At 65.7% G+C, this 21581-nt stretch carries 18 protein-coding genes and 1 pseudogene; 12 read left to right on the forward strand and 7 right to left on the reverse strand.

All coding sequences use genetic code 11. The features are described 5' to 3' along the window. The 4 genes and pseudogenes from ACWPW1_RS12890 to ACWPW1_RS12905 all read left to right on the forward strand — a co-directional run bounded on the left by ACWPW1_RS12890 (position 1) and on the right by ACWPW1_RS12905 (position 4281). Positions 1–768: an amino acid ABC transporter permease gene (locus ACWPW1_RS12890; protein ID WP_059315130.1), complete on the forward strand. Its 768-nt coding sequence runs from the start codon at positions 1–3 to the stop codon at positions 766–768. 2 nt (positions 769–770) lie between these two features. Further along, positions 771–1546 (forward strand): annotated as a pseudogene (locus tag ACWPW1_RS12895) (amino acid ABC transporter ATP-binding protein). 13 nt (positions 1547–1559) lie between these two features. Continuing rightward, on the forward strand, positions 1560–2648 hold the full coding sequence (locus ACWPW1_RS12900; RefSeq protein WP_454253105.1) for a polyamine ABC transporter substrate-binding protein: 1089 nt from the start codon (positions 1560–1562) through the stop codon (positions 2646–2648). Positions 2649–2664: 16 nt separating this feature from the next. Next, positions 2665–4281 carry a gamma-glutamyltransferase family protein gene (locus ACWPW1_RS12905; RefSeq protein ID WP_454253106.1) on the forward strand — a complete coding sequence of 539 codons (1617 nt, stop codon included), beginning with the start codon at positions 2665–2667 and terminating at the stop codon, positions 4279–4281. A gap of 41 nt (positions 4282–4322) precedes the next feature. Here the strand turns inward: ACWPW1_RS12905 and ACWPW1_RS12910 are convergent, their stop codons facing one another. Both ACWPW1_RS12910 and ACWPW1_RS12915 read right to left on the reverse strand, forming a co-directional pair. Then, positions 4323–6524, reverse strand: a complete 2202-nt coding sequence (locus ACWPW1_RS12910; RefSeq protein WP_454253107.1) for an OsmC domain/YcaO domain-containing protein — start codon at positions 6522–6524, stop codon at positions 4323–4325. Positions 6525–6633: 109 nt separating this feature from the next. Next, entirely contained in the window at positions 6634–7512 is an 879-nt protein-coding gene (locus tag ACWPW1_RS12915; protein WP_454253108.1) for a LysR family transcriptional regulator, read from the reverse strand. A gap of 106 nt (positions 7513–7618) precedes the next feature. On the opposite strand from ACWPW1_RS12915, the gene ACWPW1_RS12920 reads away from it, so the two are divergent. The 4 genes from ACWPW1_RS12920 to ACWPW1_RS12935 all read left to right on the forward strand — a co-directional run bounded on the left by ACWPW1_RS12920 (position 7619) and on the right by ACWPW1_RS12935 (position 9784). After that, a complete protein-coding gene (locus tag ACWPW1_RS12920; protein ID WP_454253109.1) occupies positions 7619–8482 on the forward strand; it encodes an SDR family oxidoreductase in 864 nt (287 codons plus the stop codon). Between the two features lie 101 nt (positions 8483–8583). Next, positions 8584–8934: a sulfite-sensing transcriptional repressor BigR gene (bigR, locus tag ACWPW1_RS12925; protein WP_423815125.1), complete on the forward strand. Its 351-nt coding sequence runs from the start codon at positions 8584–8586 to the stop codon at positions 8932–8934. Then, entirely contained in the window at positions 8931–9341 is a 411-nt protein-coding gene (locus ACWPW1_RS12930; protein WP_271655087.1) for a YeeE/YedE family protein, read from the forward strand. Before bigR ends, ACWPW1_RS12930 begins: the two co-directional genes overlap by 4 nt. Then, positions 9338–9784 (forward strand): DUF6691 family protein, encoded by a 447-nt coding sequence (locus ACWPW1_RS12935; RefSeq protein WP_454253110.1) that lies wholly within the window; start codon positions 9338–9340, stop codon positions 9782–9784. Before ACWPW1_RS12930 ends, ACWPW1_RS12935 begins: the two co-directional genes overlap by 4 nt. Here the strand turns inward: ACWPW1_RS12935 and ACWPW1_RS12940 are convergent. Further along, positions 9750–12158, reverse strand: a complete 2409-nt coding sequence (locus ACWPW1_RS12940; protein ID WP_454253111.1) for a membrane-bound PQQ-dependent dehydrogenase, glucose/quinate/shikimate family — start codon at positions 12156–12158, stop codon at positions 9750–9752. The two genes, ACWPW1_RS12935 and ACWPW1_RS12940, sit on opposite strands and share 35 nt — an antisense overlap. 415 nt (positions 12159–12573) lie before the next feature. Here ACWPW1_RS12940 and ACWPW1_RS12945 point away from each other — a divergent pair, with 415 nt between their 5' ends. After that, positions 12574–13284, forward strand: coding sequence for an SOS response-associated peptidase family protein (locus tag ACWPW1_RS12945; RefSeq protein ID WP_454253112.1), 711 nt, complete (start codon positions 12574–12576; stop codon positions 13282–13284). A 52-nt stretch (positions 13285–13336) separates the two neighbouring features. Here the strand turns inward: ACWPW1_RS12945 and ACWPW1_RS12950 are convergent, their stop codons facing one another. Beyond that, entirely contained in the window at positions 13337–13804 is a 468-nt protein-coding gene (locus ACWPW1_RS12950) for an Lcl C-terminal domain-containing protein (protein WP_454253113.1), read from the reverse strand. A gap of 429 nt (positions 13805–14233) precedes the next feature. Here ACWPW1_RS12950 and ACWPW1_RS12955 point away from each other — a divergent pair, with 429 nt between their 5' ends. Beyond that, positions 14234–14740: a hypothetical protein gene (locus ACWPW1_RS12955; RefSeq protein WP_454253114.1), complete on the forward strand. Its 507-nt coding sequence runs from the start codon at positions 14234–14236 to the stop codon at positions 14738–14740. Between the two features lie 143 nt (positions 14741–14883). Here ACWPW1_RS12955 and ACWPW1_RS12960 read toward each other — a convergent pair whose 3' ends face one another. Both ACWPW1_RS12960 and ACWPW1_RS12965 read right to left on the reverse strand, forming a co-directional pair. Further along, positions 14884–16914 (reverse strand): ATP-binding protein, encoded by a 2031-nt coding sequence (locus tag ACWPW1_RS12960; protein ID WP_454253115.1) that lies wholly within the window; start codon positions 16912–16914, stop codon positions 14884–14886. Positions 16915–17160: 246 nt separating this feature from the next. Next, positions 17161–18150 carry a GlxA family transcriptional regulator gene (locus ACWPW1_RS12965; protein ID WP_454253116.1) on the reverse strand — a complete coding sequence of 330 codons (990 nt, stop codon included), beginning with the start codon at positions 18148–18150 and terminating at the stop codon, positions 17161–17163. 107 nt (positions 18151–18257) lie between these two features. On the opposite strand from ACWPW1_RS12965, the gene ACWPW1_RS12970 reads away from it, so the two are divergent. After that, a complete protein-coding gene (locus ACWPW1_RS12970; RefSeq protein WP_454253117.1) occupies positions 18258–18806 on the forward strand; it encodes a cysteine hydrolase family protein in 549 nt (182 codons plus the stop codon). A gap of 348 nt (positions 18807–19154) precedes the next feature. After that, complete coding sequence (locus ACWPW1_RS12975; RefSeq protein ID WP_454253118.1) at positions 19155–19685, forward strand: ProQ/FinO family protein; 531 nt, start codon at positions 19155–19157, stop codon at positions 19683–19685. Positions 19686–20016: 331 nt separating this feature from the next. Here the strand turns inward: ACWPW1_RS12975 and ACWPW1_RS12980 are convergent, their stop codons facing one another. Further along, on the reverse strand, positions 20017–21573 hold the full coding sequence (locus tag ACWPW1_RS12980; RefSeq protein WP_454253119.1) for a UxaA family hydrolase: 1557 nt from the start codon (positions 21571–21573) through the stop codon (positions 20017–20019). Between the last annotated feature and the right edge of the window lie 8 nt (positions 21574–21581).

Consider the following 21581-nt stretch of genomic DNA (forward strand, 5'->3'; position numbering starts at 1 on the left):
ATGAATTTCAGCTGGGATGTGTTCTGGCAGTACCTGTTGCACCCGAGCGACGTCTACCTCTACGGCCTCTGGCTGACCTGCGTCATCGCCATCGGCGCCATGCTGCTGGGCTGCGCGCTCGGCCTGCTGGCGGCACTGGCACGGCTGTCGCGCTACCGGGCGCTGCAATACCCGGTGCGCGGCTATGTGTGGCTGATGCGCGGCACGCCACTCCTGGTGCAGATCGTCTTCCTCTACACGGCCCTGGCTGCCGGCGGCATCTTTCGCTTCGAAGACCTGGACCTGGGTTTCCTGGTGATCCCGGGTAACATCCAGGCCGCCATCATCGCCCTGGGTCTCAACGAGGGCGCCTACATGGCCGAGATCATCCGCGCCGGCATCGGCGCGGTGGATCGCGGCCAGTACGAAGCGGCCCGCTCCCTGGGCATGACGCCAGCCAAGCTGATGCGCCGCATCGTGCTGCCCCAGGCGCTGCGGGTGATCATTCCGCCGCTCGGCAACGAGTTCAACGTGATGCTCAAGAACACCACCCTGGTCAGCGTCATCGGGGTGCAGGAGCTGCTGCTCAGCACCCAGATGATCACCTCGGCGACCTTCCGCGTCTTCGAGCTGTACCTGGTGGTCGCCATCTACTTCCTGGTCCTCACGACCCTGTGGGGGCTCTTCCAGTCCTGGCTGGAGCGGCGCTTCGGCAAGGCCGACGGTCAACGACCCACCGCCACAGGCCGGCTGTTCAGCCTGCAGGGCTTCAAGCTACGGGGACGCTAGCCATGACGACCACGCAAGACGTTGTGATCCAGGCGCTGGAGGTACACAAGGCCTTCGGCGAGCTGGACATCCTCAAGGGCGTGACCCTGGAGGTGCGCCGTGGCGAGGTGGTGGTGCTGATCGGCGCCTCCGGCTCGGGCAAGACCACCTTCATCCGCTGCCTCAATCAGCTGGAAGAGATCCAGGGCGGCACCATCCGCGTCAACGGCGAGCTGATGGGCTTTCGCGAACGTCCTGACGGCCGTCGGGTGCGGGATTCGGAGCGCAACATCGCCCGCCGCCGCCGCGACATCGGCATGGTGTTCCAGAGGTTCAACCTCTTCCCACACATGACGGTGCTGGAAAACATCGTCGAGGCGCCCATCCAGGTGCTGGGCGTGGCGCGCGCCGCCGCCGTGGAGCAGGCGCGCGCCCTGCTCGCCCGGGTACGCCTGTCCGACAAGGCCGATCACTATCCGGCGCAACTCTCCGGCGGCCAGCAGCAGCGTGTCGCCATCGCCCGCGCCCTGGCGATGAAACCCCAGGCCATGCTGTTCGACGAACCCCCAGCGCCCTCGACCCGGAAACCGTCGGTGAGGTGCTGCAGGTGATGAAGGAGCTGGCCGAAGACGGCATGACCATGGTGGTAGTGACCCACGAGATGGGTTTCGCCCGCGAGGTGGCCGACCGCGTGGTGGTGTTGCACCAGGGCGAGCTGATCGAAGAAGGCCCGCCGGCCCAGGTGTTCGGCAATCCCACCCATCCACGCACCCGCGAATTCCTCAGCCGCGTGCTCTAGACCGGAGACCTTCATGACTGTTCGTCCCCTGCTGGCCGCCCTCGCCCTCTGCCTGACGCCCCTGGCTCAGGCCGCCGAGTCCGAGGTGCGCTTCTACAACTGGTCGGACTACATAGGTCCGGACACCCTCAAGCAGTTCACCGAGGCCAGCGGCGTCCAGGTGCGCTACGACGTCTTCGACACCAACGAGATGCTCGAAGCCAAGCTGCTGTCCGGCCACTCCGGCTATGACCTGGTGGTGCCGTCCAACCAGTTCCTCACCAAGCAGATCAAGGCGGGCGCCTACCAGCCGCTGGATCGCAGCCGGCTGCCTAACTGGCAGCACCTGGATCCACGGCTCATGCAGCGCCTGGAAGCGGCCGATCCCGGCAATCGCTACGCCGTGCCCTACCTCTGGGGCACCGTAGGCATTGGCTACAACGCCGCCAAGGTCCGCGCCGCCCTGGGCGACGGCGCCCCGGTGGATTCCTGGGACCTGCTGTTCAAGCCGGAGAACCTGGCCAAACTCAAGGGCTGCGGCGTGGCCCTGCTCGATGCGCCGCAAAAGGTCTTCGCCCAGACCCTGCACTACCTGGGCCTGGACCCCAACAGCCAGAAGCCCGAGGACTACCGCAAGGCTTCCGCGCTGCTACAGCAGCTCAAGCCGTCGGTGACCTATTTCAGCTCCAGCAAGTACATCACCGACCTGGCCAACGGCGACGTCTGCGTGGCCATGGGCTATTCGGGCGACGTCATGCAGGCCCAGAGCCGCGCCAGGGAAGCCGGCAAGACCAGCGACGTGCGCTACGTGATCCCCAGGGAAGGTGCCAATCTCTGGTTCGACATGCTCGCCATCCCCAAGGACGCCAAGAACCCCAAGGGCGCCCTGGCACTGATTGACTACCTGCTGCGCCCCGAGGTGATCGCCCCGGTCAGCGACTATGTCGGCTATGCCAATCCCAACCGCGACGCCACCGCCCTGCTCGATGCCAAGGTGCGCGACAACCCGGGCATCTACCCGAGCGAGGCCATCGCCGAGCGCCTCTACGTCTCCGCCGATCTGCCGCCGCAGATCCAGCGGCTGATGACCCGCGAGTGGACCCGCATCAAGACCGGACAATGACCTCGAAGAGCCTGCCATGCTGAATTTCTCTGCCCACGACTACCCCTACGCCTCGCAACGCCAGAGCGTCTTCGCGCGCAATGGCATGGTCGCCACCTCCCAGCCGCTGGCCGCCGAAGCCGGCATCACCATGCTGCGCCAGGGCGGCAACGCCATCGACGCGGCCATCGCCACCGCCGCGGCCCTGACCGTGGTGGAACCTACCGGCAACGCCATTGGCGGCGATGCCTTCGCCCTGGTCTGGATCAAGGACCAGCTGCACGGCCTGGACGCCAGCGGCCATGCCCCGGCCAGCCTCGACATCGCCACGGTCAAGGCCGCCGGCCACGAGCGCATGCCGGTGCACGGCTGGCTGCCGGTCACGGTGCCGGGTTGCCCCGCGGCCTGGGCCGAGCTGTCGCGTCGCTTCGGCAAGCTGCCCTTCGCCACCCTGTTCGAACCCGCCATCGCCCTGGCCCGCGACGGCTTCCCGGTGTCGCCGGTGGTCGCCCACCAGTGGCGCATCGCCCAGGCCGAGTACCAGGCCAGCCGGGACCAATCGCCCGAGCTTGCGGCCTGGTTCGACACCTTCCTCATCGACGGCCAGGCACCGGTCGCCGGCCAGCTGTTTCGCAACCCCGCCCAGGCCCGCACCCTGGAGGAACTGGCACAGACCCGCTGCGAGAGCTTCTACCGGGGCGCCATCGCCAAGCGCCTGGCGGATCATGCCGCGGCCAGCGGCGGCCAGCTGAGCGCAGCGGACCTGGCCGGCTACCAGCCGCGCTGGGTGGAGCCGATCAAGGTCGACTACCGTGGCTATCAGGTGTGGGAGATTCCGCCGAGTGGCCAGGGCCTGATCGCCCTCATGACCCTGAACATCCTCAAGGGCTATGACTTCGATCAGCGCGACAGCCAGCTCACCTGGCACCGCCAGCTGGAGGCCATGAAGAAGGCCTATGCCGACGGCTTGCACTACATCACCGATCCCGAGCACATGAGAGTCGCCGCCAGCGTCCTGCTGGACGACGCCTACGCCGACCGCCGCCGCGCCGAGATCACCGACCAGGCCCAGCCGCCGCTGCATGGCGATCCCCAGGCCAGCGGCACCGTCTACATCGCCACCGCCGATGGCGAGGGCAACATGGTGTCCTTCATCCAGAGTGCCTACCACGGCTTCGGCTCTGGCGTGGTACTGCCCGACAGCGGCATCGGCCTGCAGAATCGCGGTTCGGAATTCAGCCTGGATGCCGGGCACTCCAACGCCCTGGCGCCGGGCAAGCAGACCTTCCACACCATCATCCCGGGCTTCCTGAGCAAGGGTGACGTGCCCATTGGCCCCTTCGGCGTCATGGGTGGCTATATGCAGCCCCAGGGGCATGTGCAGATGGTGATGAACCTGGTGGACTTCGGCCTCAATCCCCAGGCAGCGTTGGACGCGCCGCGCTGGCAGTGGCTGGGAGAGATGAAGGTCGGCATCGAACAGGCCGCTTCGCGGGCCCTGGCCAGCGGCCTGGCGCGGCGCGGTCACCAGATCGAGATCGCCCACGACTCCACCGATTTCGGCCGCGGCCAGATCATCGTCCGAGATCCGGAAACCGGCGTGCTCTGCGGCGGCACCGAGCCGCGCGCGGATTCCCATATCGCGGTCTGCTGACCGCCAGGAAAGCCCCGCCCGGGTCCGGGCGGGGCTTTCCGTTAGAGCGTAATCCCAGCCGCCCTGGCCCGCGCCGCGTGCAGCTTGCGATAGCTGTCGATCAGCCGCAGGTGCTTGTCGAGGCCTTCCAGCTTGAGGCTGGTGGGCGTCAGGCCATGAAAGCGCACCTCGCCCGAGACCGAACCCAGGGCGGCGTCCAGGCGCTCGTTGCCGAACATCCGGCGGAAATTGACTTCGAAGTCGGCCAGTTCCAGTTCGTCGTCCAGCTCGACTTCCAGCACCGCATTGAGCGCCTGGTAGAACAGGCCGCGCTCCAGGGTGTTGTCGTTGAACTGCAGGAAGGTCTCCACCTCTTCCTTGGCCTCTTCGAACTGCTGCAGCGCCAGATGGATGAGCAGCTTGAGCTCCAGCACGGTCAGCTGGCCCCAGACGGTGTTCTCGTCGAACTCCACGCCGATCAGGGTGGCGATGCGGGTGTAGTCGTCCACCTGGGTATCGTCCAGGCGTTCGAGCAGGGATTCCAGGGCCGCATCGTCCAGCTGGTGCAGCGTGAGGATGTCCTCGCGCACCGCCAGCGCCTTGTTGGTGTTGTCCCAGATCAGGTCCTCGACCGGATAGATCTCCGAATAGCCCGGCACCAGGATGCGGCATGCCGGCGCGCCCAACTCCTCGTACACCGCCATGTAGGCTTCCAGATCGCGCTCGGCGAGGATGCCGAACAGGGTGGCGGCCTCCTGGGCGGTGGAATCTTCGCCCTCGTGGGAGAAATCCCAGTCGACGAAGTCATGGTCGGCCTTGGCGCTGAAGAAGCGCCAGGAGACCAGGCCGCTGGAGTCGATGAAGTGCTCGACGAAGTTGTTCGGCTCCATCAGCGCCTGGCTTTCGAAGGTCGGCTGCGGGAGGTCGTTGAGGCCCTCGAAGCTGCGGCCCTGCAACAGCTCGGTGAGGCTGCGCTCCAGGGCGATCTCCAGGCGTGGATGGGCGCCGAAGGAAGCGAACACCCCACCGGTGCGCGGATTCATCAGGGTCACGCACATCACCGGGAATTCGCCGCCCAGGGAAGCATCCTTGACCAGCACCGGAAAGCCCTGGGCCTCCAGGCCGCGGATGCCGTCAACGATGGCGGGATAGCGCGCCAGCACCGCCTCGGGCACGTCGGGCAACGCCAGTTCGCCTTCGAGGATCTCGCGCTTCACCGCCCGCTCGAAGATTTCCGACAGGCACTGCACCTGGGCTTCGGCCAGGGTGTTGCCCGCGCTCATGCCGTTGCTGAGGTAGAGGTTCTCGATCAGGTTGGAGGGGAAGTACACCACCTCGCCGTCGGACTGGCGCACGAAGGGCAGCGCGCAGATGCCGCGTGCCACGTTGCCGGAATTGGTGTCGTGCAGGTGCGAGGCGCGCAGTTCGCCTTCCGGGTCATAGATCTTGCGGCAATGGCGATCCAGGATTTCCCGGGGCAGCGCATCCTTAGGGCCCGGCTGGAACCAGCGCTCGTCGGGGTGGTGGACGAAGGCCGCGTTGCCGATGTCCTCGCCCCAGTACTGGTCGTTGTAGAAGAAATTGCAGTTGAGGCGTTCGATGAATTCGCCCAGCGCCGAGGCCAGGGCCGCTTCCTTGGTCGCGCCCTTGCCGTTGGTGAAGCACAGCGCCGACTGCACATCGCGCAGGTGCAGCGACCAGACGTTGGGCACGATGTTGCGCCAGGAGGCGATCTCCACCTTCATGCCCAGGTTGGCCAGGATGCCCGAGAGCTTGGCGATGGTCTCTTCCAGCGGCCGGTCCTTGCCGGGAATGTAGGTCTCGCTGCCGGTATCGCTCGGCAACAGCAGGGCCTGGGCATCGGCATCCAGACTCTCCACCGCCTCGATGATGAAATCGGGACCGGCCTGCACCGCCTTCTTCACCGTGCAGCGGTCGATGGATCTGAGGATGCCCTGACGATCCTTGTCGGAGAGATCCGCCGGCAGCTCGACCTGGATCTTGAAGGTCTGCTTGTAGCGATTCTCCGGGTCGACGATGTTGCTCTGCGCCAGGCGGATGTTGTCGGTGGGAATGTCGCGGGTCTGGCAGTAGAGCTTGACGAAATAGGCCGCGCAGAGCGCCGAGGACGCCAGGAAATAGTCGAAGGGACCGGGGGCCGAGCCGTCACCCTTGTAGCGGATGGGCTGATCGGCGATCACCGAGAAGTCGTCGAACTTGGCCTCGAGCCTCAGGTTGTCGAGAAAATTGACCTTGATTTCCATGCACAGCTTTCCGGTTTGAAGACAGATTGGCCGCCATTATCCGGACAAAGGGGCGCGGGCGATATGCAGGCCGTCGTTCCGTGGACCACGGGGCAGGCGTCGTCAGTCGCTAGTCCAGCAGAAAGGTGCCGTCTGGATACCGTGCGCAGAGGAAGTCGACGAAGGCCTTCACCTTGGGGCTCTGCAGTCGTCGCGAGGTGTGCAACACCCAGAGTTCGGTCTCACCGGCGAGGGTGCCCCAGCGCCTGAGCGCGCCTTCGTCCAGCTGACGTTGAACCAGCGAGAGCGGCAATAGCGCCGCACCCGCCCCGGCCAATACCGCCTCGCGGATGGTCAGCAGCGAAGTCAGCTGCAAGACCGGCTGGGGCAGGAAGCGCTCCCCATCCTCCGTCAGTGTCCAGACCTCGCCCTCGCGCTGGCCGGGCATGACCACCGCAGGCAGAGGTGCAGGTTCGGCGCCGGACGCCAGAGGGCCTTCGAGGCCCGGCGCAGCGACCAGCACCCGGCGGTCCCGGGCGAAGCAGCGACCCACCAGGGAGCTGTCGGGCGCGGGGTTGATACGAATGGCCAGGTCGAAGTGTTCCTCCACCAGATCGACCAGGCGATCCTCGGCCACCACTTCGATGAGGATCTCGGGGTACTGCCGCCGGAAATCCGCACTCAGCCGGCCCAGCGCCACCTGGGAGAACAGCAGCGGCGCCGCGATGCGCAACCGCCCGCGTGGCACCGCCACCCCTTCCTGCACCGCCGCCAGCGCCTCCTGCAACTCGCGCAGCGGCCCCAGGGTACGGGCCGCCAATTCAGCACCGGCAGGCGTCAGGACGAGGCTGCGCCCGCCGCGCTCGATCAGGCGTATCCCCAGCGCCTCTTCCAATTCGGCCAGCCGCCGCGACAGGCTGGCCTTGGGTCGGCCACTGGCACGACTGGCCTTGCCAATGCCGCCATGAGTGGCGATGAGCTGAAAATCCGCCAGCAAGCTGAAGTCCATCAGGATGTCTCAATAATGGAACGGTATGTCCCTATCCTAGCGGCTATTGGCGAAAGATGGGACGACTTAAGGTGGCTCCACCCCTCACCCACCTGGAGTTACCGACATGACCATCCTCGTCACTGGCGCCACCGGCCGCGTAGGCCGCCACCTCGTCCACCAACTGGTACAGCGCCAGGCCAAGGTCCGGGTGCTGACACGCAATCCGGCCAACGCCGTTTTCCCCGCGGCGGTGGAAGTCATTCGCGGCGACCTGCTGGATCTGGATTCACTGCGCAGCGCCTTCGCTGGCGTTTCCACCCTCTTCCTACTCAACGCCGTGACCGGCGACGAATTCACCCAGGCGCTCATCACCCTCAACATCGCCCGGGAAAGCGGGGTCGAGCGGATCGTCTATCTCTCGGTCTTTGGCGCTGACACCGCGGTCAACGTGCCGCACTTCGCGGTGAAATTCGGCGGCGAGCGGATGCTGGAAGCCATGGGCTTCAGTGCCACCGTCCTGCGGCCCACCTACTTCATCGACAACGAGGTCGTGATCAAGGACGTCATCCTGCAGCATGGGATCTATCCCATGCCCATCGGCAGCAAGGGCGTGGCCATGGTCGACGCCCGGGATATCGCCGAGGTCGCAGCCCTCGAACTCATTCGCCGCGATCAGGCGATCGACAAGCTGCCCAGCGAAACGATCAACCTGGTCGGCCCGGACAGCCTCACCGGCGCAGGCGCCGCGGCGATCTGGAGCGAACTGCTGGGCCGCCCCATCCACTACGCCGGTGACGATCCGCGCGGCTTCGAGCAGAACATGGCGACCTTCATGCCGGCCTGGATGGCCTACGAAATGAGACTCATGGCCGAGCGCTATGTCAGCGACGGCATGCTGCCGCAACCTGGGGACCGTGAGCGGCTGGTGCAAATGCTCGGGCGCCCGCTGCACAGCTATCGCGATTTCGCCCGGTCGCTGATCGACTGACCGTGCGCCACCCCTGAGCCTGGGCCGCCCGAAAACCCCGACTTGCCAGCTAGACAATATACATTATATAAAACTGTATATTGAATAAGTCGGGCTTGCTCATGACCACTCCACCTACCAGACCCACCCCAGGCGCGGTCCTCTCCCCCCAGGACATGCAGACCCGCGCCCGGGAGGTGGCCGCCCTGCTCAAGACCCTGGCGCATCCGGTTCGCCTGCTGCTGGCCTGCGCCCTCGCCGAAGGTGAGTACGCGGTCGGCGAACTGGAAGCCCGCCTTGACATCCACCAGCCCACCCTCTCCCAACAACTCGGCGTGCTGCGCGAGGCTGGCCTGGTCACCACCCGCCGCGAGGCCAAGCAGATCTTCTACCGGCTCACCGAAGACAAGGCCGCCCAGCTGCTGCAGGCGCTCTACCAGATCTTCTGCCAGCCCGAGAGCCAGACACCATGATCCTCGTCTCCTATATGCCCGCCCTGGGTGGCGGCCTGCTGCTGGGCCTGGCCGCCAGCCTGCTGTTGCTGGTCAATGGGCGGATCGCCGGCATCAGCGGGATCTTCGGCCGGCTGCTCGGCGGACAGCAGGCCGGCACCGGCCTGGTCTTCGTGCTGGGCCTAGTGCTGGGACCGCTGCTGGTGAGCGGCCTGCACGCGCCTCCCTCCCTGACCGTGGACGCGACCTGGCCTCAACTGCTACTGGCCGGGTTGCTGGTCGGTTTCGGGACGCGGCTGGGTTCGGGCTGCACCTCGGGCCATGGCATTCTCGGCGTGGCCCGCGGTTCCCGCCGCTCGCTGGCCGCCACCGCCGTCTTCCTGGCCTGTGGCCTGGCCACGGCCACCCTGCTGGGGCTGCTGCGATGAAATCGTGGCGACTGGTCGTAGCGCTGCTGGCTGGCCTGCTCTTCGGTAGCGGCCTGGCCCTCTCGGGGATGCTCGATCCCGCCCGCGTGCTGGGTTTTCTCAATCTCGCCAGCGGACACTGGGACCCTGGCCTGCTGTTCGTGCTGGGCGGCGCCCTGCTGGTGGCGCTGCCCGCGGTCCAGCTCCAGCGCCGGCTGGCGCGGCCCTTGCTCGACAGCGCCTTTCACCTGCCGCCCACCGTACCTGTCGACCGCCGCCTGCTACTGGGCGCTCTGATCTTCGGCCTTGGCTGGGGGCTGGCCGGGCTATGCCCCGGGCCCGCGCTGGCAGGCCTGGGGTTGGGTATCGCCAAGGTCCAGGGTTTCGTCGTGGCCATGGTCTTGGGGATGGTGCTGCATGACCGCCGCGCTAGTGGGCATTCCCAGGCAAGGCGTAGGCCTTGACGTAGTCCCCTGCCTTGGTGCCCAGACCACCATGACCGCCTGCGGCGATGACCACATACTGGCGACCATCACGCCCAGTGTAGGTCATGGGCGTCGCCTGCCCCCCCGCGGGGAGGCGCGTCTTCCAGAGCTCCTTGCCGCTGGCCGCGGAAAAGGCCCGCAGGTAGTTGTCCGCCGTGGCGCCCATGAAGATCAGCCCCGAGCGGGTATTGATCTGGCCGCCGATATTGAACATGCCGGTGGGGAACGGCGGCGCCATGTGCAGGCCCAGAGGACCCATGTCGCGGGTGGTACCCACGTCATGCTGCCAGGCCAGGGTGCGGGATTCCAGATCCACGGCCGCCAGCTGTCCCCAGGGCGGCGCCTTGCAGGGCGCACCGAGCAGGCCGAGCCAGGGATCGACCTTGACCACGTAGGGCGTGCCGTATTGCGGGTTGATGGCGAACTTCTTCGGCCGCGGCGGTGTGCCCTTGCCGTCCCAGGGCTCCACCAGCCCTTCGCGCTCGGCATCCGCCCGGGCATAGACCTCGGCCTTGAAGGGGATGTAGCTGAGGTTGGCATAGAGGCGCTTGCGCTCCGGGTCGATGGAGGCGCCATGCCAGTCGATCACGCCGTCGAACGCCGGATACACCAGGGTCGTCTTGTCCAGCTCGAAGGGCGTGAAGGCGCCCTTGTAGTTCATCTGGCGGAATTCGATCCGGCACAGCAACTGGTCCAGGGGCGACACGCCCCAGGTGTCGGACTCCTTGATCTCCGGCGGCGCGAAGGTGGGCATGCCCGTCGAATAGGGTTGGGTCGGCGCGACATGCTCCTCCGGCAGCCCGCCCTGGGGGGCCGGTTTTTCCTCGACCTGGGCGATGGGTTCGCCGGTCACCCGATTGAGCATGAAGAGTTCGCCGCGCTTGGTGGTCTGCACCAGCGCGGGGACGCTCTTGCCCTTGCCGTCCGGCAGGTCCACCAGCGATGGCCCTATGGGTACGTCCATGTCCCAGAGGTCATGGTGCAGGGTCTGGAAACTCCAGCGCGGCGCACCCGTGTCCACGTCAAGCGCCACCAGGGAGCTGGAATACTTCTCGTCGAAAGGTCTGCGCTCGGCGCCGTAGTAGTCGGGCACCGCATTGCCGGTGGGTAGGTAGATGATCCCGCGCGCTACATCGGCGGTATAGACGCCCCAGGCGTTGGGCGTGCCCCGGGTGAAGGTCTGGTCTGGCGCCGGATGGACCACCGGATCGTCCGGATGGCCGATATCCCAGGCCCAGACGATCTCGCCATTGATGGGGTTGAAGGCCCGCACGGCGCCTGATGGCTCGTTGGTCTTCTGGCCGTCATAGATCCAGCCCCCGAGCACCACGCGGTCGTGGATCACCAGGGGTGGCGAGGTCACGAAGTGAAAGCCCTTGGGTACCTCGCCCAGATACTGCCGCAGCGAGACATAACCGCCTTTGCCGAAGTCCTGGCACAGCTCCCCGGTACGGGCATTGAGAGCCATGATGCGGGCATCGCCCACCGACGAGATGATGCGCTCCGGACAGGCCGTCGCCGTTCCTTCGGGGGCCTTGTAGTAGGCCACGCCACGGCAGGCCAGGTAGGCATTGTTCGAGGTATCGGCGCGCGGATCGAAGCGCCAGCGCTGCTCGCCGGTATCCGGATCGAGGGCGATGACCTCCCGGTGCGGGGTGCAGAAGTAGAGGGTGTCGCCAACCTTGATCGGCGTGGCCTCGAAGTTGAATTCGTAGCCGTGCTTGTTTTCGTCGCCCCTGGGCAGATCGCCCGTGCGGTAGGTCCAGGCTTCCTGCAACTGGCTGACATTGTCAGGCGTGATCTGCGCCAGCGGCGACCAGCGCTCGCCTTCGGCGGTGCGCCCATAGAAATTCCAGTCACCCTCGGCGACACCCGAGGCATTGGTAGTCACCTGGCTACCTGGCGCGACGGCTGCCAGAGGCTGGTCTGGCGGATAGGGATGGGCGAAGAACAGACCGCCGACCAGGGCCGCGGCGGCCAGGGGAACGATCACATAGCCTGCCCCCGACACCCTGTGGTTGCCGTCCAGGCGCCGACGGATGAAGGGCAACAGCAGATAGAGCCCCAGCAGGGTCGGTAGCATGAGTCGGGGTTCGAGCTTCCAGACGTCGGGGCCAACCTCCCAGAACGCCCACAGCACGCTGCCCAGCCAGACGAGGCCATACACCCACAGCGCCAGCCGGCGCCCCTTCATCAGCAAGCCGCCGGTCAGGCAGAGGCCTATGCCAGCAACCAGGTAATAGGCGCTGCCGCCCAACAGCAGCAGCCAGGCCCCGCCAGCGGCCAGCAGTATGCCGAGGAGTAGGATGAGCAAGCCGGATAACCGGGGTTTCGTCAGGAGCCAGGACTTCATGCGTCTTATCCGCCAGGTTTGTTGTTCTCCACTGGCAGACTAGGCACGACCGGCTGGTGTTCAAATGTTTTGCAAGAAATTTCAAAGATGGCGAGGGGTGGAACTAGCCATGCTCTGCCTACCTGCAGGCTCACTCGCCTGAAGATCGCCCGAGCAGGACCGCGGTGGCCCTTCCTCACTACGGGCGGTGCCTGGCCACGACCTGTGCAAAGGCCCTCCTCCCGATCAGCCACCACCGGTCTCGTTTTCATGATGAGGCCGGCGCGGACGCTGCGGGTACTTCAGCCAAACGTCACTGTCCAAGCCTCTGACAGGTTGCCTCGGCGAACAGCGGGCAGTGGACTTCCGCTTGCGGACCGTCCAGGCCAGCGCCAAAAGCGCCACTCGCCTTGATCCCTTGCCCCAGGAGGCGCCCATGTGTGGCCGCTTTGCCCAGTACCGTTACGCTCTCGACTATCTGGACGCCCTGGGTGCCAATGCGGCTGACGTCCGCACCGGCCTGGAACCTCGCGCCCTGGGCCGCTACAACGTGGCACCCGGCACCCGGGTGCTGCTGCTCAATCAGCAGGAGGATGGCTTGCACCTGGACCCGATGCTCTGGGGCTACCAGCCCGCCTGGGCGCGCCACGCCAAGCGCCCACCCGTGATCAATGCCCGCGTCGAAACGGCGGCCACCAGCCGGATGTTTCGCGGCCTCTGGCAAAGGGGCCGCGCCCTGGTGATCGCGGACGGCTGGTACGAATGGAAAAAGGATCCTGAGGACCCGAAGCGCAAGCAGCCCTATTTCATCCAGCTGAAATCCGGCGAGCCGCTGTTCTTCGCCGCCATCGGCCACTTCCGGCCGACAGACCAGGCACCCCAGGAGGATGATGGCTTCGTCATCGTCACCGAAGCTTCCGACGCCGGCATGGTCGATATCCATGACCGCCGCCCCCTGGTCCTGCCCCCGACCGTTGCCAGAGAATGGCTGGACCCTGACCTGTCCATGGAGCGCGCCGCCGAGATTGGTGAGATCGAAGGAACGCCAGTGGAGGCCTTCGACTGGTATCCGGTCGGCAAGGCCGTGGGCAGCGTGAAGAACGAAGGGCCTGAACTGCTGGAGCGGATCGCCGAGCCGCTGGTGTAGGCGCGATCAGCGTGAGCCTGGGCATCCAGCCCGCCGCGCCCGTGGTCAGCCCTTACTGACTCTTGCCCTTGGCATCCTTGACCAGCAAGACGCCAAGACCGAAGCCAGCGGAGTGCATGTCCAGACCGCCAACGCTGAAATTGAGGAAGTAGAACATTCCCGGCAAGGCCTCCGAACTCGTCCAGATCTTCGCGCCTTCGCCGAAATCCGCCGCTGCGACATTGGGAAAGACGCGTCGATCGAGCTTCAGGCCCGCGCAGCTTTCCACCAACAGGGTCTCCAGCTCAGGCTCCGTGGGCAGGCGCCACCCGCCGAGAACAGCCTGAGCGGCGCGCTGGGCCTCCTTCTGCGAGTACCCCTTTGCCACACCCTCGCAACCCTTGGTCCGTGCGTTCCAGTTCGTTCCCAGCAGACAACGCTTCCAGACCAGTTGGGCCTGGCTGTCCAGGGCGCTGTCGCCCGCGATCTGCAGTTGTAGTGGCGGATGCTCGACGCAGGTGGCCGCTACTGCCGAACTCAACAGGAGCCCCCCAAAACACGACAACCCCACTCCCAGCCTCATCAACATCCCTTGCAAAATAAATACTCCAGAACGCCAAACAGCAATTAAGACCAAATAAACGAGCGCGTGTATATCATGAAGAACAAACAACAAAAATACTACGAACGCACTATCAACGCTTATAAGCCATTGATGTCAAAGTACTTCTCCAAATTGCGACGTTTTTAACCTGAAGATCATGAGCTTGCAGTCGCTCTTTGTAATAACCTAGAACCACGTCGGCAAACTTATAGAAACTTATCGCCAGAAGAATGGATAGCGCCGGCCGAAGCATGATTCCAGCGACTTACCCATGACTGCAACCTTATCATCTTCGTTAAATGGCCAAGCTCGATGAAAATCATACTGATGCGCCATGGCAAGCCGGCGCTGAAGAGCTGTCCCGCCATGGCCTCCGCTGCCATGGCGCGCTGGATCGCGGACTATGATCGGTCCGAAATAGGCACGGATGCCCCCACTTCGGAGGCAATAGCCGCGGTCAGGGATATCGGCCTGACAGCCACCAGCACTGCCCCACGCGCCCTGACCTCTCTCGCCGCGCTGGGCATAGCACCAACCATCAGGGATTCGGTCTTCTGCGAGGCAGCGCTGCCCGTAGTGAGCGTTCCGATTCTGCGCCTGTCGCCCTTCTCCTGGGCGTTCGTCTTTCGTCTGCTCTGGCTCTGCGGGCTGGCGAAGGAGCCAGAGTCCTATGCCCAGGCAAAGGAGCGGGCGCACCAGGCGGCGGATCAGCTGGCCGCGCTGGCCGGGCGCACCCCGGGAAGCGTATTGCTGCTGGGACACGGCTTCATGAACCGCCTGATCGCCAGGCAGCTGCAGCGTGGCGGCTGGGCCGAAACTGGCAATAGCGGTAGTGGCTACTGGAGCGTTGCCGTCTATGAAAAGGCGGGGTAACGCCGTCTTTAGTAAGCGCCTTTGACCAAGAACGGGTAACGTTCCCCTTTGCGGTTCGTTGCCAGAGCGCCGGAACGGTCTTTACGCCTCAGGGGCGCCGCCAGACGCAAGCCCGGCAGCCACGCCTCAACGCAGACCCGGCCTCAACCCTCCGGATTCAGCATCTCGCTGATCTTGTTGGCCAGGGTATCGATGGCGAAGGGCTTGGTGATGATCTCCATGTTGGCGGCGAGATAACCACTCACGTTCGAGCCTTCCGCATAACCGCTCGCCAACAGCACCTTGAGCTCCGGACGATTGGCTTGAGCCAGGTCCGCCAGTTGGCGGCCATTCATGCCAGGCAAACCCACATCGGAAATCATCAGATCGATGCGTTGAGGATTCTCCAGGAAGGGTATGGCCTCCTGGGCATCCGCTGCTTCCAGGGTCTGGTAGCCCAGTTCACCCAGCACCTCCAGGATCAGGGAGCGAACCACGGCCTCATCTTCGACGACCAGGACCACCTCGCCGCCTCCCAGAGGTGCAGCCTTCCGCTCCTCGACCGCGAGGATGCCCACCTCCCCACCCAGGCACGGCATGTAGAGTTGCACCCTTGTCCCTTTCCCCGGTTGCGAGAGGATACGGACGGCGCCATTGGCCTGGCGCATGTAGCCATACACCATGGACAACCCCAGGCCCGTGCCCTGCCCGATCGGCTTGGTGGTGTAGAAGGGCTCGAAGACCTTGGCCAGCACCTCGGGAGTCATGCCCAGGCCAGTATCGGCGACGGAGAGCATCACGTAGTCACCCTCCTTGAGCTCCATGGCCGCGCCCTGCTCTGCGGTGAGGTGCACGGCTGAGGTGCCGATGGTAATGGTGCCGCCATCGGGCATGGCATCGCGGGCATTGATGGCCAGGTTGATGATGGCGCTTTCCAGCTGGTTGGCATCCATCCGCACCAGCGACAGGCCGGCGGCCAGCTGCGTCTGGATGGCGATGTTTTCCCGGGTCGTGCGATGCAGGAGGTCTTCCAGCGAGGCCACCAGTGGATTGACCTCGAGCGGTTTGAGATCGAGGGTCTGCCGACGGGAAAACGCCAGCAGCCGCTGGGTAAGCGCCGCCGCCCGCTGGGCCGAGGTGACCGCCGCGTTGATGTAGCGCTCGTCCTCACTCGCATCGCCACCGCGTCGGCGCCGTTGCATCAGCTCCAGGCTGCCAATGACGCCCGTGAGCAAGTTGTTGAAGTCATGGGCGATACCACCGGTGAGCTGACCGACTGCCTCCATCTTCTGCGCCTGGTGCAGGGTGTCTTCCACCCGAGAACGCTCGGCCACCTCGGCGGCGACGCGCGCTTCCAGCGTCTCGTTGAGTTCGAACAGCGCCTTCTCGGCCCGCTTGCGGGCGGTGATGTCGGCGCAGGTGCCGGTCACATAGGACGGCTGGCCAGCAGCATCGTGAAAGACCTTGCCCTTGCTCAGCAGCCACTGCTCTCCTGCCCCGCGCTGGAGCCGAAACTCGACAGTGAAATCCTTCCCCCGCAGGCAATCGGCCAGGCATCCGCGTAGCACGTCCCGGTCGCCCTCATGCACGAAGTCCAGAAAGCGCTCGATGGGATTCGTCGTCAGGACATCGGGCAGGCCGAAAAGCTGTTGGAGGGCGCTATCGCAATAGAAGCGACATTCGTCGAGGTACCAGTCGAAGATACCGGCTTCGGAGGCAAGCAGCGCCGCCCGAAAGCGTTCGTCGGCGAGCTTGAGACTCGGGCGGGAATGTTGCTGGGCCAGCACCTGCTCGGTGACGTCTTCGGTCTGGTGGATGATGTAGATCACCTCACCCTGGTCGTCCAGCACCGGAACGTTCAACGGACTCCAGTAACGCACCTCGAAGCCGCCGCCTTCGCTGGCCGGCCGCGGAATGTCGTACTGAGTCACCGCCATGCGATCAGGCTCACGGCTCTGCATCACCCGCTCCAGCGAAGCGCGCAACACGCCGGCGCCGAATTCCGACTTGCCGTCGGGATTACGGCCGAACACCTCGAATACCGACCGCCCCATGCAGTCTTCGCGACGGGTATTGGTGCCGCGCAGGCGTCCTTCGTTGGCTGCCACCATGATGAAGTCAGGGCCCGGAGAGAGCACCAGCACCAGATGGGGAAGTCCTTCGAACAGCAACTGGAAGTCTGGATCCTGACGCATTGGCACCTGCGGAGTCGGTCGTCGCGAAGCGAGTCGATGCCTGGTCTAGTCCAGACACCCCTGTCTTGTCTCCTTCAGTGGAGGCCGATCGCCAGCGCTCGGTTCAACCGACAAGACGAGACGCCTTTGGTGGAACCATGAAGCCTGCCGATCCAGCAAGCCTGATGGGTTCGGGTGAGAGCAGCAGACGGCGGTCTGGTGCTGGCTAGACTCGCGGATGAGCGCGCGTTGCAGCGAGAGCGGGCCTCACCGCCCTGCCCTCACCACACCCCCGAACCGCCGCCGGTAATCCCCCGGGCTCAGTCCCACGACACGGGTGAAGACTTTGCGGAAGGCGCCCGGATCGCTGTAGCCCACCTCCCAGGCGACGCGTTCGAGGGGCAGACGGCTGGCCTGCAACAGCTCCCGGGCGCGGCCGACGCGCAATTGCTGACAGTAGGCGGTGGTGGTCATGCCGGTCGCCTGGCGAAAGCGGCGTAGAAAGGTGCGCTGTTCGAGTCCGGCGCGCTGGGCCAGGGTAGCCAGGGCGATGTCCTGGGCGCCGGTTTCCTGCAGCCACTCCTGAACGGCGAGGACGGCGCTGTCGCCATGGCTCAGGCGCGGCGAAAAGGCGCTGTAGTAGCGCTGCTGTCGACCCGGCGGGTCGATGACCAGGATGCGTGCGGTATCGAGCATCCGCTTGGCGCCCAGGTACCGATCGACCAGGCGCAGGCCGAGGTCGGTCCAGGCCATGAGGCCGCCCGCGGTGACGAGATCCTCGCCATCGATGAGGAGCTGGTCGGCGTCCAGGCGGACGCCAGGGAAACGCGCGTTGAAGCGTTCGACATAGAGCCAGTGGGTGGTGGCGGTGCGACCGTCGAGCAAGCCGGTTTCAGCCAGCAGAAAGGCGCCGGCGCAGATCGAGGCCAGACGCACGCCGCTCTGGTGCTGGCGACGTAGCCACTCGCGATAGGGCGCAGCAGCCTCCGGTGTGATCGGCTCAGCCAGGCTGGGTGGCAGGATCAGCACGCTGGGTGAGCCGCTCGCTGCCGACAGCGAGTCGTAGACCCGCCTGGGTGCCGCTTCGCCCTCCTCCAGCCGCCAGTGGCTGACGCGCAATCGAGGGCGCTCGGCATCCTCCGCGGTCCCGGTCAGGCGCCCGGCGATCTCGAACAGATCCGTGAGGCCGTGGACCGTCGCCAGTTGTACGCCGGGATAGAGCAGCAGACCGAGTTCGACCGGTGGTTGATCGTGCATGTGTCGCTGGCACCCCTGATGTTGTCGGTCACGCCCCTTCGCCTGCCGGCGCGGCTGGCCAATCATGACCGGACCCAAGACCTGAAGCATCTTCCGAGGAGCTGGACATGAGCAAGCACGCCGTCGTCGTCATCGATCTGCAGAACGAATACCTCCCCACCGGCAAATTGCCCCTCGACGGCATCGAGGCCGCGGTCGCCAACGCCGCCCGGATCATCGCCAACGCCCGCGACCAGGGCGTCCCGGTGATCCATGTGCAGCATCAATCGCTCAGCAGCGAGGCACCGATCTTCGTGCCTGGCAGCGAGGGCGTCGCGATCCAGGCGGCCGTCACGCCCCAGGCAGGCGAGCCGGTGGTGGTCAAGCATCATCCCAATGCCTTTCGGGAAACCAACCTGAAGCAGCTGCTGGACGAGCGGGGTATCGGCTCGCTCGTCGTGGTGGGCGCCATGAGCCATATGTGCATCGATGCAGGCGTCCGGGCCGCGGCCGACATGGGCTACGCCGTGACGGTGATCCACGATGCCTGCGCCACCCTCGATCTGGAATTCGAAGGCGTCCGGGTGCCGGCTGCCCAGGTGCATGCCGCCCTGATGGCGGCGCTGGCCTTTGCCTATGCGAGCCTGGAATCCACCGACGCCTATCTCGCCGGCTAAGGCGCTGGCGAAAGGTTGCCCAGGCCGGCGAGGAATTTCAGCCGTCGCGCCGCAGCCTCAGGTACCGGCTCGACAGGGTCGGCCCCGCGCAGCAGGTATTCTCCAGCCGATGTTCGGACTTTTTTCCAAAGACGCAGTAGGTATCGCGCCTGACCGGTGGTAGCTAGAAAACGCCCGTCAGGACCACCATCCGCCGGGAAGGACACTTTCAAGGATGCCTTATCGGCAGGCCAGCCTTTAGAATGACGAGCTAACCGGTTTGGCCGTGCCGATTTGCAAAGGGCGCGGTCCAAGCCCGGCATGGGTTACCCTTGCACGTGAATTCTATTTGGAGCGGTGAGCTGAACGATGGGCTTTGAGCAACTAGCTGAACTACGCGACCGCCTGCGGGCCGAGAAAGCGCAGGTAACGACCGAGAGCAAAGAGCGGCCGGCGCGGAGACCTTCACCGAAAGCCAAGCCCCGCGAGCAGGATCCGGTGGTCGAGGGCATCCGCCGCCTGCAAAAGCATTTCCCGCTGGCCTTCCCGGTCAACCCTGCGCCCAAGGTGCCGCTCAAGGAAGGCATCCTGAAAGACGCCGAGCAGCACCTGGAGCGGCTGGGCATCACCGGTGACCAGCTCAAGCAGGCCATCGCCACCTGGTGTCGCGGCACTCGCTACTGGGCGGCCATGACCGAGGACGCGCCCCGTCTGGACCTGAATGGCCAGCCGGCAGGCAGCGTGACCGCTTCCCAGGCGGTCTATGCCAAGCAGCAGGCGCGCCGCCAGCGCGCCCAGGCCCGCCGCGAGCAGGCCAAGGCAAAGGCTGAAACGGCCTCGCCCGCCGAGCCCGAAGCCACCGAACCCGTCGCCGCTCCCGCGGACGGCGAATCGGCCTGACGCCGATGGCGCGCTGCCCTGGGCGGCGCGCTACTCGACGACGGGTTGCTGTTACAGCAGCAAGGCTACTTCTCCGGTAACGATCGCGACTGGCGCGGCCATCTGGTGGTCGCTATCTCCGTCGCCACACCCCTTTCATCCTTGCAGCGTTCGCTGCGGGGCCGAAGTCTGGCACCTGCCCCGCAGCCGGGATGGCTGAGCCTGATAGGCTTCATCGCGTCATTCCAGGACGTCGAGCCCCTGCTTCCGCTTGGCAGCCTCCACCAATAGGCGGCGCCCTTCTCCAAGGGGATGCAGGTGCCCGCTGTCTATCAGGCGAGTGGGGCACCCTTCAGGTCACCGCACCCAGCTGCCAGGGCACGAACTCGTTCTGTCCATAGCCATGCAGCTCGCTACGGCTACGCTCTCCCGAGGCCAGGGCCAGCAATCGCTCGAAGATGAAGGCGCCGCGCTCTTCCAGGGTGGTGCTGCCATCGACCAGGCCGCCGCAATCCACGTCCATGTCATCACGCTGGCTCTCCCAGAGCCGGGTATTGGTGGCGATCTTGAGCGATGGCGTCGGTGCACAGCCATAGGCGGAACCGCGTCCGGTGGTGAAGGCGATGAGGTTGGCACCGCCCGCCACCTGGCCGGTGGCCGAGACGGGGTCGTAGCCAGGGGTGTCCATGAACACCAGGCCGGGGGTGCGCACCGGTTCGGCGTAGCCATAGACCGCCATGAGATCGGTGGAGCCGGCCTTGATCACGGCGCCGAGGGATTTCTCCAGGATGGTGGTGAGACCACCCGCCTTGTTGCCCGCCGACGGATTGTTGTCCAGGCTGGCGCCCGCACGGGCGCAATAGTCCTTCCACCAGCGGATGCGCTCCACCAGTCGCTCACCTACCGCCGGGCTGGCGGCGCGGCGGGTGAGCAGGTGTTCGGCGCCGTAGATCTCCGGGGTTTCCGAAAGGATCGCGGTGCCGCCGGCGGCCACCAGCAGATCCACCGCGCGGCCCAGCGCCGGATTGGCACTGATGCCTGAATAGCCGTCCGATCCGCCGCATTGCAGACCAAGGATCAGATGCCGGGCGCTGACCGGCTCGCGCTCCACCTCGTTGGCCGCAGGCAACAGGGCTTTTACGGCTTCAATGCCGCGAGCAACGGTGGCGGTGGTACCGCCGCTGTCCTGGATGTTGAGGCTGCGCAGCCCCGCATGCTCGGCGAGACCCTGGTCAGCCAGCAGCGTGGGGATCTGGTTGGCCTCGCAGCCCAGGCCGATGAACAGGACGGCGGCGAAATTGGCATGGGCCGCGTAGCCGCCCAGGGTCCGGCGCAGCACCGCCATGCCCTCGCCCTGGGTATCGATGCCGCAACCGACGCCATGGGTCAGGGCTACCACGCCGTCGACATGGGGATAGGGCTGCAGCGCCTCGGGGTGGACGTCTCGTCGAAAGTGGTCGGCCACCGCTCGCGCCACCGTTGCCGAGCAGTTCACCGAGGTGAGGATGCCGATGTAGTTGCGGGTCGCCACCCGACCATCGGCACGGACAATGCCCCGGAAGCTGCGCTCGATCGGCACCGGCGCGCCACGGGCCTCGATGCCGAAGGCATGCTCCCGGGTGAAGTCGCCCATGGCGAGGTTGTGCACGTGGACGTGGCTGCCCGCGGTGATGGCCTCCCGGGCGAAGCCGATGATCTGACCATAGCGTCGTACCGGCTCGCCCACCGCTATAGGACGCACGGCAACCTTGTGACCGGCAGGCACAGGTTCGCGAACCCGCACCCCCTCCTCCGGCAGTTCCAGGCCCGGTACCAGTGGCTGGCGGGCGATGAGCACATCGTCCTGGGGATGCAGGCGCAGGGTGGCGCGGGTGGCCGCCGCGGCGCCGCTACGGGTGATCAGTTCCATGTCCGTCT

This window comes from Pseudomonas sp. Marseille-Q7302, assembly GCF_965111925.1.

Bases quoted from the DNA above. Each gene is read 5' to 3' on its own strand.
- ACWPW1_RS12890 (WP_059315130.1), top strand. From the start codon at position 1: ATGAATTTCAGCTGGGATGTGTTCTGGCAGTACCTGTTGCACCCGAGC.
- bigR (WP_423815125.1), top strand. From the start codon at position 8,584: ATGACCACTCCACCTACCAGACCCACCCCAGGCGCGGTCCTCTCCCCC.
- ACWPW1_RS12905 (WP_454253106.1), top strand. From the start codon at position 2,665: ATGCTGAATTTCTCTGCCCACGACTACCCCTACGCCTCGCAACGCCAG.
- ACWPW1_RS12915 (WP_454253108.1), bottom strand. From the start codon at position 7,512: ATGGACTTCAGCTTGCTGGCGGATTTTCAGCTCATCGCCACTCATGGC.
- ACWPW1_RS12930 (WP_271655087.1), top strand. From the start codon at position 8,931: ATGATCCTCGTCTCCTATATGCCCGCCCTGGGTGGCGGCCTGCTGCTG.
- ACWPW1_RS12970 (WP_454253117.1), top strand. From the start codon at position 18,258: ATGAGCAAGCACGCCGTCGTCGTCATCGATCTGCAGAACGAATACCTC.
- ACWPW1_RS12900 (WP_454253105.1), top strand. From the start codon at position 1,560: ATGACTGTTCGTCCCCTGCTGGCCGCCCTCGCCCTCTGCCTGACGCCC.
- ACWPW1_RS12935 (WP_454253110.1), top strand. From the start codon at position 9,338: ATGAAATCGTGGCGACTGGTCGTAGCGCTGCTGGCTGGCCTGCTCTTC.
- ACWPW1_RS12975 (WP_454253118.1), top strand. From the start codon at position 19,155: ATGGGCTTTGAGCAACTAGCTGAACTACGCGACCGCCTGCGGGCCGAG.
- ACWPW1_RS12910 (WP_454253107.1), bottom strand. From the start codon at position 6,524: ATGGAAATCAAGGTCAATTTTCTCGACAACCTGAGGCTCGAGGCCAAG.
- ACWPW1_RS12945 (WP_454253112.1), top strand. From the start codon at position 12,574: ATGTGTGGCCGCTTTGCCCAGTACCGTTACGCTCTCGACTATCTGGAC.
- ACWPW1_RS12980 (WP_454253119.1), bottom strand. From the start codon at position 21,573: ATGGAACTGATCACCCGTAGCGGCGCCGCGGCGGCCACCCGCGCCACC.
- ACWPW1_RS12960 (WP_454253115.1), bottom strand. From the start codon at position 16,914: ATGCGTCAGGATCCAGACTTCCAGTTGCTGTTCGAAGGACTTCCCCAT.
- ACWPW1_RS12940 (WP_454253111.1), bottom strand. From the start codon at position 12,158: ATGAAGTCCTGGCTCCTGACGAAACCCCGGTTATCCGGCTTGCTCATC.
- ACWPW1_RS12920 (WP_454253109.1), top strand. From the start codon at position 7,619: ATGACCATCCTCGTCACTGGCGCCACCGGCCGCGTAGGCCGCCACCTC.
- ACWPW1_RS12955 (WP_454253114.1), top strand. From the start codon at position 14,234: ATGGCCTCCGCTGCCATGGCGCGCTGGATCGCGGACTATGATCGGTCC.
- ACWPW1_RS12965 (WP_454253116.1), bottom strand. From the start codon at position 18,150: ATGCACGATCAACCACCGGTCGAACTCGGTCTGCTGCTCTATCCCGGC.